This is a genomic window from Streptomyces sp. NPDC047982 (assembly GCF_043204165.1).
Classification (GTDB): domain Bacteria; phylum Actinomycetota; class Actinomycetes; order Streptomycetales; family Streptomycetaceae; genus Streptomyces.
Map to the genome: position 1 here is coordinate 61,374 of NZ_JBIDBS010000026.1, position 14,137 is coordinate 75,510.

Here is a 14,137-nt window from a genome sequence, read left to right on the forward strand (position 1 = left end):
TCGGCGGTCCCGAAGGCCCCGGAGCCGACCGGACAGCCCCGGTTGCGGGCCCGTCCGGTGTCGGCGTGATCCCGGTCGCCGCGGCGCCCGGCGGCCCCCGCCCGCCCGACCGCCGCGGCCCCCGTCGCGCGGGGCGGCCCTCGGGCACCGCAGCGTTCCCCGGCCCATGTGACGAGGGCACGACGGCGGGACACCATCCCACGCCCGGGACCGGGACCGGGACCGGCCACGACGGACGGGCGTGACGAGGGATCACGTACGGCGAGTTTCAGCCAATTTCGCGGCGGCCCACGCGGGCCCGCTCACCCGGCCCGGCGCAGCGGCGCGCGTCCGGTACGCGCGCCCCTCGCCGACCTTCGGGACCCCCCTCGAACCCTCTTCGTACGGGCGCCGCGCGCCCCCGCACGCCCCGGTCCCGGGCTCCCGGGAGGCCGGTCCGGCACCGCCGCTTTCACGCAGCGGGCCGTGCCGGGGACTTGCGCCGTACCGGGCCCCTGCGGTGGGTTGTCGAGGGCCCCGACGTGCCCGGCGCTCCGCGGTCGCGGGGGCCGGAGCCCTCGCCGGGAACCCGTAGCCGGAAGAAGTCCCGGAAACCGGCAGCCCAGCCGCCACCCCCCACACCCAGGACCGCACCCGATCCGCACCGAGCGGCCGGACGCGGTCCCGGCACTGTCACCTCACCGTCGAACACCGGAAAGGCGGACGCCGTATGACGCCGCTTCCCCACCGCAGTCACGCCGACGACCTGCTGTCCTTCATCAAAGCCAGCCCCTCCCCGTATCACGCGGTGGCCTGCGCCGCCCAGCGCCTGGAGAAGGCCGGCTTCCGAGAGCTGCGCGGCACGGACGACTGGACGGGCACGACCGGCGGCTGCTTCGTCACCCGCGGCGGTGCCCTGATCGCCTGGTACGTACCCGAGGGCGCCCCGGCCCACCTGCCCTTCCGGATCGTCGGCACGCACACCGACTCGCCGAACCTGCGGGTCAAGCCCACCCCCGACATCGGGGCGGCGGGCTGGCGGCAGGTCGCCGTGGAGGTGTACGGCGGCGTCCCGCTGAACACCTGGCTCGACCGGGATCTGGGCATCTCCGGGCGGCTGGCGCTGCGCGGGCCCGGCGGCACGGTCGAGTCCCGGCTCGTCCAGATCGACGAACCGCTGCTGCGGGTGCCCCAGCTGGCCATCCATCTGGACCGCACGGTCAACGAGGGGCTGGTCCTCGACCGGCAGCGCCATCTCGCCCCGCTGTGGGCGCTCGGGGCGCCCGAGGAGGGCGCGCTGCTGAGCCGGGTCGCGCGGGCCGTGGAGGCGGACCGGGAGGACGTCCTCGGCTGGGACCTGATGCTCCATGACGTCCAGCCGCCCGGATACCTGGGCGCGGACCGGGAGTTCGTGGTGTCGGCGCGCCTGGACAACCTGGTGTCCGTGCACGCCGGTGTCACGGCGCTGGTGGCCGCGGCGACCGCGCCCGACGAGCCCGCGTACGTCCCCGTCCTGGCCGCGTTCGACCACGAGGAGGTCGGCAGCGGTTCGGAGACGGGCGCGCAGGGCCCGCTGCTGGAGCGGGTCCTGAGCCGTTCGGTCAGCGCGCGGGGCGGCGGCGCGGAGGACTGGGCCCGGGCCCTGTCCGGCGCGTTCTGCGTCTCCTCCGACATGGCGCACGCCGTACACCCCAACTACGTGGAACGGCACGACCCGGGCCACCAGCCGCTGCCCAACGGCGGCCCCACGGTGAAGGTCAACGTCAACCAGCGGTACGCGACCGACAGCACCGGCATGGCGGTGTTCGCGGCGGCGTGCGAACGGGCGGGCTCGCCGTGGCAGCCGTTCGTCTCCAACAACGCGATGCCGTGCGGCACGTCCATCGGCCCGCTCACCGCGGCCCGGCTGGGCGTCACGACGGTCGACGTGGGGGTGCCCGGCCTGTCCATGCACTCGGCGCGCGAACTGTGCGGGGCCGCCGATCCCGGTCATCTGACAGCGGTCCTGGGCGCGTTCATGATGTCCGGCTGACGTCCGGCGGCCTGCGCGCGTTCCCGGCCGGCACCGGGGCCTCGACGGAGGCACGGTCCTCGGACCGGCACACGGGAGGGGTGGGGTGGCACGGGCCGCCCCACCCCTCCCGCCGGTCTCACGGCGTCACGCGAACCGCTGGTTCGCGCTCCCGTCGCAGTTCTGCAGCCTCAGCGTGTCCCTGGCCGACGCGAGCGTCAGGCACAGCCCCGTCGCGGCGGCCGGGCGCAGGGTGCCCGCCTGCTCGACGAACCGCTGGTTGGCCGAGCCCGAGCAGTCCCACAGGATGAGCCGGGCGCCCGCCTTGTAGTCGGAGGCCGGCACGTCCAGGCAGCGGTCGTGGCTCAGCTCCGTACGCAGGGTCTTCGTACCGGAGTCGTACCACCAGCCCTGGTTGCGGCCACCGTGGCACTCCCAGGCCGCGATCGTGGTGTCGTTGCGGGTCACCGAGGCGGGGACGTCCACGCAGGTCCCCGTGGCCTCGTTCTTCAGGGGTTCGAAGACGTCGTCCCACGCCACCGGCTGGAGCGCCGGCTTCCCGGTGCCGGCCGGGTCGGCGCAGCTCGCCTCGCGCAGACCCGAGTCGTAGAGCTGGGTCAGGCAGGAGGCGAAGGCGGCGTGGCCGCGCGCGTTCGGGTGGAAGGACTGCCGGACGGAGTTGGCGTCCGGCGGGAAGTGCCCCGTGTCGATGAACAGGCCGCGGGCCCAGGTGTTCTCGCTGCACACCTCGTGGCCGTGGAAGAGCCGCGAGTTGTCGAGGTAGGCGGCCCCGGTGTCGGCCGCGACCTTCCGCATGCCGCGCTCGAAGGCGGGCACGGCGACGTTGCGGGCCCAGGCGGCGTCGGAGTCGTACCCGGTGCAGCCGCCCGGCAGCTTGCCGGGGAAGTCCGGGTTGTCGTAGAAGTCCGGGCCGATCGGGCTCGGGTACCCCATGACCACGAGCTTGTAGTCGCTGTCGCGGTATCCGGCGCCGGACATGACGGTCCGCAGGTCGCGCACCGTCTTCTCGACCTTGGGGACGAGCCTGTCGACGCGGGCCTGCCAGCCGCCCTCGTAGGTCGGCTGGCAGGCGCCCTTGGAGAGGAACCAGCGCTCGACGCAGTCGGTCATGACCGGGCCGAACTCGAGGTCGTCGTTGGCCCCGGCGACCAGCAGGATCATCTTGATACGGGTGTTGCGGGCCTTGATGGCGAGGTTGTCGCTCTGCACGAGTTCGTCGGCGTACTGCTTCGCCCCGCCGATGACGATGTTGCCGGTGTACGCGCCCGAGCAGGCGACGTTGTACGTGACGTCGGCCGGTATGCCGGTGCGGTGGATGGCGGAGTCGGGTGAACGGTGACACCAGTTGTCGGGGCCGTTGGTGCCCGTCTCGTACGTGCCGACGCCCTCGCCGGAGATCTCGCTGTCGCCGAGCGAGATCAGCCCGGTCTTGCGCTCGGCGAGGGGGCGCTCGGCCGGGTCGCCGTACAGCTTGACGGCCTCGGCGGCGCGGACGGCCTCCAGTTCAGGGGAGAGGGGGGTGGATGCGGTGGTGCCGACGGCGGACCGGTCCGCGGCGCCCGCCGGTCCGGCCGCGACGGTCAGGCCGCCGAATGCCGCCGCCATGGCCGCGGCGGTCGCGACCACGCGGCGGAGGGGGTGTCTGGTGCGCTGCACTGCGCCTCCCGGGGGTTGTGGTTACCCCCGGTATTTACTGGCCGGTAGGCGCCTTGGGAATAGACGGAACAAGATAAGTGCTCACCTTCTTCAGGAGGTTGCAGCCATGGACGACGCGCAGACCCCGGCACCGGGCCCCGCTCCGGCCCCGGCCGACAACGCGGGCTTCCGCGTGGAGCACGACTCGATGGGCGAGGTCAGAGTGCCCGCGGACGCCAAGTGGCGGGCCCAGACGCAGCGCGCGGTGGAGAACTTCCCGGTCTCCGGCCAGCGCCTGGAACGGGCCCACATCGAGGCCCTGGCCCGGATCAAGGCGGCAGCCGCCCAGGTGAACGCCGAACTGGGAGTGCTCGACCTGGACATCGCCCGGGCCGTCCGGGAGGCCGCCGACGAGGTCGCCGAGGGGCACTGGGACGCGCACTTCCCGGTCGATGTCTTCCAGACCGGGTCCGGCACCTCGTCCCACATGAACACCAACGAGGTCGTGGCCACCCTCGCCACCGAGCGCCTGGGGCGCGAGGTCCATCCGAACGACCACGTCAACGCCTCGCAGTCGTCCAACGACGTCTTCCCGTCCTCCATCCACATCGCCGCGACCGCCGCCATCACCCACGACCTCGTCCCGGCCCTGGACCACCTCGCCACCGCGCTGGAGCGCAAGGCCGCCGAGTTCGCGACGGTCGTGAAGTCGGGGCGCACGCATCTCATGGACGCCACGCCCGTCACCCTGGGACAGGAGTTCGGCGGCTACGCGGCACAGATCCGGTACGGGATCGAACGGCTGCGCGCCTCCCTCCCCCGCCTCGCCGAGCTGCCGCTGGGCGGCACGGCCGTCGGCACCGGCATCAACACCCCGCCCGGCTTCTCCGCCGCCGTCATCGCCGAGGTCGCCCGCGTCACCGGACTGCCGCTCACCGAGGCCCGGAACCACTTCGAGGCGCAGGGGGCGCGCGACGCCCTCGTGGAGACCTCGGGACAGCTCCGTACCATCGCCGTCTCGCTCACCAAGATCTCCAACGACCTGCGCTGGATGTCCTCCGGGCCGCGCACCGGCCTCGCCGAGATCACCCTCCCCGATCTCCAGCCGGGCTCGTCGATCATGCCGGGGAAGGTGAATCCGGTCGTCCCCGAGGCCGTGCTGATGGTCGCGGCCCAGGTGACGGGGAACGACACGACGGTCGCCGTCGCGGGCGCGGCGGGCAATTTCGAGCTGAACGTCATGCTCCCGGTCATCGCGAAGAACCTGCTGGAGTCGGTCCGGCTGCTGGCCAACGCCTCGCGGCTGCTCGCGGACCGCACGGTCGACGGGATCACCGCGAACGTGGAGCGGGCCAGGGAGTACGCCGAGTCCTCGCCGTCCGTCGTCACCCCGCTCAACAAGTACATCGGCTACGAGGAGGCGGCGAAGGTGGCCAAGAAGTCCCTGGCCGAGCGCCGGACGATCCGCGAGGTGGTGCTGGAGTCGGGCTACGTCGAGCGGGGCGACCTGACGGTGGAGCAGCTCGACGAGGCCCTGGACGTGCTGCGCATGACCCGTCCGTGAGGTCAGCGGCGGCAGTGCGCACGGACACTGCCGCGGCGTCCGCGCGTACCGCCGACGCCCCGTCCCGTCCCGTGAGAAGCGTCACGGCGACGGCTCCCGGGCGTCCGCGGGTCCGCGCATGACGCGTCCGTGACGACCGTGGCGGCGACGGGGGCGTCGCGTCTCTAAGATCTGCCCATGGCAGGCACCGGATACATCGAGCACTGGACGCCGGGGGATCAGATCCTGTGGCGCTACCGCGGCAACGTCCCACCGCCGCGGAACGGGGACGGCGGGGCGGACGGCGTTCCCGGGCCGGTCCACATCTGCCGCCCCGTCACCGTCGTCCAGGACACCGACGAACTGCTCGCCGTATGGGTGGCGCCCGGCACCGAGTGCGTGAAGCCGGTCCTGACGGACGGCACCGACGTACACGACGAGCCGCTCGTCACGCGCTACACCGCCCCGCGCACCACCGCGCGCTCGCCCTGGCTCGGTAACGGCGTGCTGAAACTCGCCCGTCCGGGTGAACCCTGGTCGGTGTGGCTGTTCTGGGAGAACGGCTGGCAGTTCCGCAGCTGGTACGTGAACCTGGAGGAACCGCGCACCCGCTGGGCGGGCGGCATCGACTCCGAGGACCACTTCCTCGACATCTCCGTCTACCCGGATCGCAGCTGGGTCTGGCGCGACGAGGACGAGTTCGCCCAGGCGCAGCGAGTCGGGCTGCTGGCCCCGGCGACCGCGCGACGGATCCGGGAGGCGGGCCTGGCCGCCGTCGAGGTGATCCGCAACTGGGGCGCGCCGTTCCGCGACGGCTGGGAGCACTGGCGGCCGGATCCGGGCTGGCGGGTTCCGGCGCTCCCGGATGACTGGGACCGCACCCCCACGCACATGGCGTCATGAGACCCTTGTCGCACCCCAGGGGGTCAACCGTAGGATCGTCCTCCGAAGTGCCGCGCCGGTCCAACCGGAGTGCGCGGCACCGGACCTGATCACGAGTCACCGCACGGGCATCACGCACTGCATGAGCTGTATGGGCCACATCAGTCGTATGAATCGTATGAGCCACTACGAAGGGGTGGAGACGTGCCCGCTGTCGCCCGCCCCGCCACCGGAAACGTTGTCACCGAACGACTCCGGGGGTATCCGGTTTCGGCCCCTCGTTCGGGGGCATCCGGTGACAGCCGTTGTTTTCGCCGCTCTTGCCGGGGCAAAGTAGCGCCCCACGAGGTGATTGCCTCATACAACCGGCCCGGACGGACGGAATCCCACGCGTGACGGAGCATCCCACCTCCCACGAAGGCCGGCAGCCTCTCGCCGCACGGCCGCAGGAACGCACCCGGCCGCGGCAGCAGGATGCCGCGCCGACGGCCTCCCATGCCAACGCCGCGATCCCCGGTCCGGCCGCCGCACCGGGCGCGGCCGGGAATCCGGCGACCGCCGGACCCGACCCGCAGGCCGCCGTCCGCCGTGAGGGCGACCGGCTGCGCTTCGTCGGGGCCGCCACCCGACGGATCGCCCGCGGCATCGACCTCGACGAGATCGTGCTGGGGCTGTGCCGGGCCAGCGTGCCGACGTTCTCCGACGCCATACTGGTCTACCTCCGCGACCCGCTGCCGGTCGGCGACGAGCGGCCGGTCGCCCCGTTCGTGCTGCGGCTGCGCCGCTCGGACCGGCTGCGGCTGCACGAGGACGAGCCCGACGCGCCGTCCGAGATCGAGCGGCTGCGCCTGCCGGTCGTCGATCCGCACGGCGATCTGCCGCCCGCGGCCGAGCTGTGCGAGGTCCGCTCGGGCGGCGCGCTGGCCGAGGTGCTGCGCGGGGTGCGGCCGGTCTTCGGGGACTCCGCGGCGGCCCGCGCGGCGCTTCCCGAACTTCTCGGCGCCGACCGGTCCGTGCCGACCGGGCACCGCGCGATCCTGGCCCCGCTGCGCGGCCGGCGGCGGGTGATCGGCGCCGCCGTCTTCCTGCGCGGCGTGGAACGGCCGGCCTTCGAGTCCAACGACCTGCTGGTCGCGGCCCAGCTCGCCACGCACACCGCGCTCGGCATCGACAAGGCCGTGCTGTACGGACGCGAGGCGTACATCGCCGACGAGCTCCAGCGCACCATGCTGCCCGACTCGCTGCCGCAGCCGACCGGCGTCCGCCTGGCCTCCCGTTATCTCCCGGCCGCCGAGACGGCCCGGGTCGGCGGCGACTGGTACGACGCGATCCCGCTGCCCGGCAGCAGGGTCGCCCTGGTCGTCGGCGACGTCATGGGCCACTCCATGACCTCCGCGGCGATCATGGGCCAGCTCCGCACCACCGCGCAGACCCTGGCCCAGCTCGACCTGCCGCCGCAGGAGGTGCTGCACCACCTCGACGAGCAGGCCCAACGGCTCGGCAGCGACCGGATGGCGACCTGCATGTACGCGGTCTACGACCCGGTCGCGCACCGCATCACCATCGCCAACGCCGGGCACCCGCCGCCGGTCCTGCTCCACCTGGGCGGCCGGGCCGAGGTCCTGCGGGTGCCGCCCGGCGCCCCGATCGGCGTCGGCGGAGTGGACTTCGAAGCGGTCGAACTGGACGCGCCGGCGGGCGCCACCTTGCTCCTGTACACCGACGGTCTGGTGGAGTCCCGGCTGCGGGACGTCTGGACCGGCATCGAGATGCTGCGCGAGCGGCTCGCCGCCACTGCCCGACTGACCGGCCCCGACCACTCGCCGCCGCTGGAGGCGCTGTGCGACGACGTCCTGGACATGCTCGGCCCGGGTGACCGGGACGACGACATCGCCCTGCTCGCCGCCCGGTTCGACGGCATCGCGCCGAGCGATGTCGCGTACTGGCACCTGGAACCGGAGGAGACCGCCCCGGGCCGGGCGCGCAGGCTGGCCCGGCGGGCGCTGAGCCGGTGGGGGCTCGACGAGCTCTCCGAGTCGGTGGAGCTGCTGGTCAGCGAGGTCGTGACCAACGCGGTCCGCTACGCGGAGCGACCGGTGACGCTGCGGCTGCTGCGCACCGACTTCCTGCGCTGCGAGGTCGGGGACGACGCCCCGCAGCTGCCCCGGCAGCGTCGGGCCCGGGACATGGACGAGGGCGGGCGCGGTCTGTTCCTGGTGAACCGGCTGGCCAGGCGGTGGGGAGCGACGCGGCTGTCGACCGGCAAGGTGGTCTGGTTCGAGATGCCGGCCCGGAACCCGTAGGCCGCCCCGTAACCGTGGGTCGCGCGGCCCACGGTTACGGACGAACAGGCCGTTGCGGAGAGCCCTGCACGGACGGTAGCGAAATGTTGCCGACCTCCTGTCGGCGGAGTTGACTTCAGTCGTGGACAAGGCGACCTGAACGAAGCCCCCACCGACGGGAGGACCCTCGTGTCCGACGAGACAAAGACCAGGAACACCCCCTACACCACGAACAACGCCGGAATCCCGGTGGAGAGCGACGAGCACTCGCTCACCGTCGGGTCCGACGGTCCGATCCTGCTCCAGGACCACTACCTCATCGAGAAGATGGCCCAGTTCAACCGGGAACGGGTCCCCGAGCGGGTGGTCCACGCCAAGGGCTCCGGCGCCTACGGCTTCTTCGAGGTGACCAACGACATCAGCCAGTTCACCAAGGCCGACCTCTTCCAACCGGGCAAGCGGACCGCGATGCTCGCCCGCTTCTCCACGGTCGCCGGTGAGCAGGGATCCCCCGACACCTGGCGCGACCCGCGCGGGTTCGCTCTGAAGTTCTACACGGAGCAGGGCAACTACGACATGGTCGGCAACAACACGCCGATCTTCTTCGTACGCGACCCGATGAAGTTCCAGGACTTCATCCGCTCGCAGAAGCGCCGCCCGGACAGCGCCGTGCGCGACCACGACATGCAGTGGGACTTCTGGACGCTGTCCCCCGAGTCCGCACACATGGTGACGTGGCTGATGGGCGACCGTGGCATCCCGAAAACCTACCGCCACATGAACGGCTACAGCTCGCACACCTATATGTGGGTGAACGGGGGCGGCGAGAGGTTCTGGGTCAAGTACCGCTTCAAGACCGACCAGGGCATCGACTTCTACACGCAGGACGAGGCCGACCGGATGGCCGGGGTCGACGGCGACGTCCACCGCCGCGACCTGTACGAGTCGATCAAGCGCGGCGACCACCCGAGCTGGACGCTCTATGTCCAGATCATGCCGTTCGACGACGCCCCGGACTACCGGTTCAACCCGTTCGACCTCACGAAGGTATGGCCGCACGGCGACTATCCGGAGATCGAAGTCGGCCGGATGACGCTGAACGAGAACCCGGAGGACTTCTTCGTCCACATCGAGCAGGCGTCCTTCGAGCCGTCGAACCTGGTGCCCGGCATCGGTCCGTCGCCCGACAAGATGCTGCTGGGCCGGCTGTTCTCGTACCCGGACACGCACCGCTACCGGATCGGCCCGAACTACGCTCAGCTGCCCCCGAACCGCCCCCGGTTCGGCCGCAACTCGTACGCGAAGGACGGCCCCATGCGGTACGAGCCGGCGCGTACGGGAGCGGTCTACGCGCCGAACTCGTACGGCGGTCCGGCCGCGGACACCGAGCGCTTCGGCGATCCGGCGGGCTGGGCCACGGCCGGCGAGATGGTGCACGAGGCGTACAAGCTGCACCGCGAGGACGACGACTGGGGCCAGGCGGGCACGATGGTGCGCAAGGTCCTGGACGACGCCGCCCGCGACCGGCTGGTGTCCAACATCTCCGGCCACCTGCTGGACGGTGTGAGCGCCCCGGTCCTGGAGCGCGCGCTCCAGTACTGGCGCAACGTGGACAAGGACCTCGGCGACCGGGTCGCCAAGAAGGTCGACGGCGGCTGATTCATTCGCCTCCTCGGACGGAGGAGAACAAGGCGGGAGGCATGGGGCGGGGGGGGGGGGGGGGGGGGGGGGGGGGGGGCGGGGCGGCGCGGGGGGGGGCGGCGGGGGGGGCCGGCGCGGCCCCCCCCCCCCCCCCCCCCCCCCCCCCGCCCCCCCCCCCCGGCCCGCGCCCCCGGCCCCGCGGCCCCCCCCCCCCGGCCGCGGCGGCCCCGGCCGCCCCCCCGGGGGGGGGGGGGGGGGGGGCCCCCCCCCCCCCCCCCCCCCCCCCCCCCGCCCCATGCCGTCATGGCCGGTTCACCCGCTCACCGGGCGGGCGGGTTGTTGGCGCCGTTGTTGTCGCCCGGCTGCCCGGGTTCCTGGCCGTCGCCCGGAAGGCCCGGGGTCTCGCTCGCCGGGACCTCCGGAGTCTTGCTCACCGGTGGCACGTCGGGCGTCCCGGCCGGCGGCGGCTCCTGCGTCCGGCTCGGGCTCTGCTCCGGAAGGGTCGGCTCCTGGGTCGGAATCTGCTCGGGGGTCTCCGGCGCCGAGGGCGTGGTCGACGGGGTCTGCCGCACGGTCGACTCGCCGCGCTCGACGTCCTCCAGGTCGAACTTGGTGTCGGAGCCGCCGTTCAGCGCGCCCAGCGTGTAGTCCGCCCAGATCTGTGCCGGGAAGCCGCCACCGTTGGCCCGTCCGGCGTTGGCGGTGCCGGTGAGGCTGACCTGGGCGCCGCCCTGGGGGTTCTCGCCGAAGAGCGCGACGACCGTGGAGAGCTCGGGGGTGTAGCCCGCGAACAGGGCGGCCTTGTTCTCCTCCGCGGTACCCGTCTTGCCCGCCGCGTCGTAGGCCGTGGTGTTGGCCTCGCGACCGGAGCCCTCGTCCACGACGCCCTGCAGGACCGACGTCACGGTGTCGGCGGACTTGCGGCTGATCACCTGCTCGCCGATGCCCTCGACCGGCTCGTACGTCCGGCTGCTGTGCTTGGCGGACTTCACGATGAAGGGGTTGACCTTCTTGCCGTGGTTGTCGAGCGTGGCGTAGACGCCCGCCATGTCCCAGGTGGAGGCGTTCATCGTGCCGAGCGTGATGGCGGGGCGCTCGGGGAAGTTCTTGTCGGGCACGCCGAGGTCCAGCGCGGTCTTCTTCACCTCCGCCGGGCCGACGTCCACGACCATCTGTGCGAAGACCGAGTTGATCGACTTGTTCATGGCGGTCTGCACGCTGACGTCGCCGTAGCTGACGTCGTCCTCGTTCTGCGGGGCGAACGGCGTGCTGCTGCCCACGACGGGCCGCTTGCTGGTGCCGTCGTACCGGGTGTTGACGCCGATCAGGTCGCCGTTCTGGGTCTTCGCCCCGTTCTCCAGCGCGGAGGCGAACACCAGCGGCTTGAAGGTGGAGGCGGGCTGGTAGTCCTGGCGGGTGGCATTCGACCTGTAGTGCTTGACGTAGTCCTCCCCGCCGTAGAGCGCGACGACCGCGCCGGTCTTCGGGTCGACGGAGGTGGCGCCCGCCTGGACGGTCGCGTCGACCTTGTTGCCCTTGCGGTCGAGCTTGGACTCCAGCCGCCGGTCGACCGCCTTCTCCAGCTCCTTCTGGCGCTTCTTGTCGATGTTGAGGGTGAACGTCCAGCCGCCGGCCTGCCGCACCTCCGCCGTGATGCCCTGCTTGTCCAGCTCCTGGTTGGCGGCCTCCACGAGGTAACCCGCCTGGCCCTCCATGCCGGGGGCGGGCTTGGGCTTCATCGGGACGGGGAACTTCAGGGTGTCGCGCTCTGCCTTGTCGAGCCAGTGCATCTCGACCATGTTGTCGAGGGTGTAGTCCCAGCGCTCCCGGACGAGCTTCTTGCCGGTCGGCGTCGCGGTCGCCCAGTCGTACTGGCTGGGGGCCTGGAGCAGCGAGGCCAGGTAGGCGCCCTGGGCGACGTTCAGGTCCTTGGCGTCGACCCCGTAGTACGCCTGGGCCGCGGCCTGGATGCCGCTGGCGCCGCGCCCGTAGAAGGAGGTGTTGATGTATCCGGCGAGGATGTCGTTCTTCTCCATCTTCTGGTCGATCTTGAGAGCGATCACCAGTTCCTGGAGCTTGCGACTGACCGTCGGCTCCTGCGACAGGTAGTAGTTCTTCACGTACTGCTGGGTGATGGTCGAGCCACCCTGCTTGCCCTTGCCCATGAGCGTGTTCAGGATGCCGCGCGTGGTGCCCTTCAGGTCGACGCCCTGGTCGTCGTAGAACGTCTTGTTCTCGGCGGCGACGAAGGTGTGCTGCACGTCCTCGGGGACCTCGGAGAGGTCCACGTTCTGACGGTTGACCCCCCCGTCACCGGTCCGGGTCAGCAGGCTGCCGTCGCTGTACCGGTAGACATTGCTCTGCCGCTCCGCCAGGGCGTTGGCCTTCGGTATGTCCACGTAGAAGTAGAGCGCCACACCGGCACCCATGACCAGCAGGCAGAGCCCGAAGAAGGCGCCCAGCATCTTCCGCCAGGTGAAGAGTCCGCGTATGCCGCCCCTCCTCGGCGCCCGCCGCGCTCCGCGCCGCTGGGCTCGTCGCGCATCCGCTCGACCCATCGCTGTTCCGCTCCTGTTTCTCCGCTCGACCGGAAAGGTCGGCTCGACTCAGCTAACACCGTCCAGGTGGACGGAAAGCAAGCGATGCGGACTTTTCCGGACGTGACAATCAGCACGCGCTCTCTAGGAACCGACTCACGAGAGGCGCTCAGGGTTGCGAAAGCACAAAATGTGCTATCACTTTGATTACACGTTGCCTGTCTACGATACAGGGGGACCCTATGACCGACCGAATGACCGGACAGGCGGTGTCCGCGCCGGCCGCCGACCTCGCGCCGGACGCTCCGCAGTTGCCCGACCCGCAGGTGAGAGAGGTGACGGCGCACAGCATCCCTGGCGGTCTCGGCCTGCTGCTGACGGTGCTCGGGGTGTTCGCCGGCATCGCCCTCGTGATCGTCGGCGCCGTCGTCGCCTCGAACGGGAACAACGCCGCGGGGGTCCCGGTCCTCGTCCTCGGGCTTCTGCTCACCGTGGCCTCGTTCTTCTGCATGACGGGTGTGAAGATGGTCGCACCGGGCGAGGCGAGGGTCATCCAGCTGTTCGGCCGGTACGTCGGCACGATCCGTTCCGACGGACTGCGCTGGATCAACCCGCTCACCAGCAGCCAGAAGATCTCCACCCGGGTGCGCAACCACGAGACCGCCGTCCTGAAGGTCAACGACGCCTACGGCAACCCGATCGAACTCGCCGCGATCGTCGTCTGGAAGGTCGAGGACACCGCGCAGGCACTGTTCGAGGTCGACGACTTCCTGGAGTTCGTCGCCACCCAGACCGAGGCGGCCGTGCGGCACATCGCGATCGAGTACCCGTACGACGCGCACGACGAGGACGGCCTCTCGCTGCGGGGCAACGCCGAGGAGATCACCGAGAAGCTGGCCACGGAGCTCACCGCCCGGGTCCGGGCCGCCGGGGTACGGATCATCGAGTCGCGCTTCAGCCATCTCGCGTACGCCCCCGAGATCGCCTCCGCGATGCTCCAGCGGCAGCAGGCGGGCGCGGTCGTCGCGGCCCGGCAGCAGATCGTGGAGGGTGCCGTCGGCATGGTCGAGATGGCGCTGACCCGGATCGCCGAACAGGACATCGTCGAGATGGACTCGGAGCGGAAGGCGGCCATGGTCAGCAATCTGATGGTGGTGCTGTGCGGCGACCGCGCCGCACAGCCGGTCCTCAACACGGGCACCCTCTACCAATGACGGAGGAGACCCCCGGTCCTCCGGAGCCCTCGGACCCAGCCGGGCTCCCGGGGTCGGCCGGCCCGCCCGGCCCCCCGGCACGGCGGACACCGCCGCGGCGCAAGCAAGTGGTGCTGCGGCTGGACCCCGCGGTGCACGACGCACTGGCCCGCTGGGCCTCCGACGAACTGCGCAGCGCGAATGCCCAGATCGAGTTCCTGCTGCGCAGGGCGCTGGCGGAGGCGGGCCGCCTGCCGGGCACGGCCCGCCCGATCCCACGCCGGGGACGTCCGCCCAAGTCCACGGAGCGGGAGCCGGAGTAGGGCGACGCGGCACCCCTCGACGGCGGGGCAGGGAGCGGGACGGAATCCGTTCCGTGCCCCGCCTCCGTCGTTCTCCGTACCCCGCCCATG

At 71.8% G+C, this 14,137-nt stretch carries 9 protein-coding genes; 7 read left to right on the plus strand and 2 right to left on the minus strand.

Features of this window, described 5'->3' with window-relative positions; translation table 11 throughout:
* Positions 1-709 precede the first annotated feature (709 nt).
* Positions 710-2,011 carry a M18 family aminopeptidase gene (locus tag ACGF2V_RS27170; protein ID WP_362625370.1) on the plus strand — a complete coding sequence of 434 codons (1,302 nt, stop codon included), beginning with the start codon at positions 710-712 and terminating at the stop codon, positions 2,009-2,011.
* Positions 2,012-2,137: 126 nt separating this feature from the next.
* Here the strand turns inward: ACGF2V_RS27170 and ACGF2V_RS27175 are convergent, their stop codons facing one another.
* Entirely contained in the window at positions 2,138-3,616 is a 1,479-nt protein-coding gene (locus tag ACGF2V_RS27175) for a ricin-type beta-trefoil lectin domain protein (protein WP_389046706.1), read from the minus strand.
* Positions 3,617-3,854: 238 nt separating this feature from the next.
* Here ACGF2V_RS27175 and ACGF2V_RS27180 point away from each other — a divergent pair, with 238 nt between their 5' ends.
* From ACGF2V_RS27180 to ACGF2V_RS27195, 4 genes are all read left to right on the plus strand, one after another.
* Entirely contained in the window at positions 3,855-5,210 is a 1,356-nt protein-coding gene (locus ACGF2V_RS27180; protein WP_389046703.1) for a class II fumarate hydratase, read from the plus strand.
* Positions 5,211-5,387: 177 nt separating this feature from the next.
* Positions 5,388-6,092 (plus strand): DUF402 domain-containing protein, encoded by a 705-nt coding sequence (locus ACGF2V_RS27185; RefSeq protein WP_362625364.1) that lies wholly within the window; start codon positions 5,388-5,390, stop codon positions 6,090-6,092.
* Between the two features lie 371 nt (positions 6,093-6,463).
* Positions 6,464-8,374, plus strand: a complete 1,911-nt coding sequence (locus ACGF2V_RS27190) for a SpoIIE family protein phosphatase (RefSeq protein WP_362625363.1) — start codon at positions 6,464-6,466, stop codon at positions 8,372-8,374.
* A 168-nt stretch (positions 8,375-8,542) separates the two neighbouring features.
* Positions 8,543-10,012, plus strand: a complete 1,470-nt coding sequence (locus ACGF2V_RS27195) for a catalase (RefSeq protein ID WP_362709653.1) — start codon at positions 8,543-8,545, stop codon at positions 10,010-10,012.
* 302 nt (positions 10,013-10,314) lie between these two features.
* Here ACGF2V_RS27195 and ACGF2V_RS27200 read toward each other — a convergent pair whose 3' ends face one another.
* Entirely contained in the window at positions 10,315-12,552 is a 2,238-nt protein-coding gene (locus tag ACGF2V_RS27200) for a transglycosylase domain-containing protein (protein ID WP_362628864.1), read from the minus strand.
* Positions 12,553-12,773: 221 nt separating this feature from the next.
* Here ACGF2V_RS27200 and ACGF2V_RS27205 point away from each other — a divergent pair, with 221 nt between their 5' ends.
* Complete coding sequence (locus ACGF2V_RS27205) at positions 12,774-13,745, plus strand: SPFH domain-containing protein (RefSeq protein WP_362628861.1); 972 nt, start codon at positions 12,774-12,776, stop codon at positions 13,743-13,745.
* Positions 13,742-14,047, plus strand: a complete 306-nt coding sequence (locus ACGF2V_RS27210) for a hypothetical protein (RefSeq protein WP_362628859.1) — start codon at positions 13,742-13,744, stop codon at positions 14,045-14,047. Before ACGF2V_RS27205 ends, ACGF2V_RS27210 begins: the two co-directional genes overlap by 4 nt.
* Positions 14,048-14,137: the final 90 nt, after the last annotated feature.

Bases quoted from the DNA above. Each gene is read 5' to 3' on its own strand.
- ACGF2V_RS27170 (WP_362625370.1), top strand. From the start codon at position 710: ATGACGCCGCTTCCCCACCGCAGTCACGCCGACGACCTGCTGTCCTTC.
- ACGF2V_RS27175 (WP_389046706.1), bottom strand. From the start codon at position 3,616: ATGGCGGCGGCATTCGGCGGCCTGACCGTCGCGGCCGGACCGGCGGGC.
- ACGF2V_RS27180 (WP_389046703.1), top strand. From the start codon at position 3,855: ATGGGCGAGGTCAGAGTGCCCGCGGACGCCAAGTGGCGGGCCCAGACG.
- ACGF2V_RS27185 (WP_362625364.1), top strand. From the start codon at position 5,388: ATGGCAGGCACCGGATACATCGAGCACTGGACGCCGGGGGATCAGATC.
- ACGF2V_RS27200 (WP_362628864.1), bottom strand. From the start codon at position 12,552: ATGGGTCGAGCGGATGCGCGACGAGCCCAGCGGCGCGGAGCGCGGCGG.
- ACGF2V_RS27205 (WP_362628861.1), top strand. From the start codon at position 12,774: ATGACCGACCGAATGACCGGACAGGCGGTGTCCGCGCCGGCCGCCGAC.
- ACGF2V_RS27210 (WP_362628859.1), top strand. From the start codon at position 13,742: ATGACGGAGGAGACCCCCGGTCCTCCGGAGCCCTCGGACCCAGCCGGG.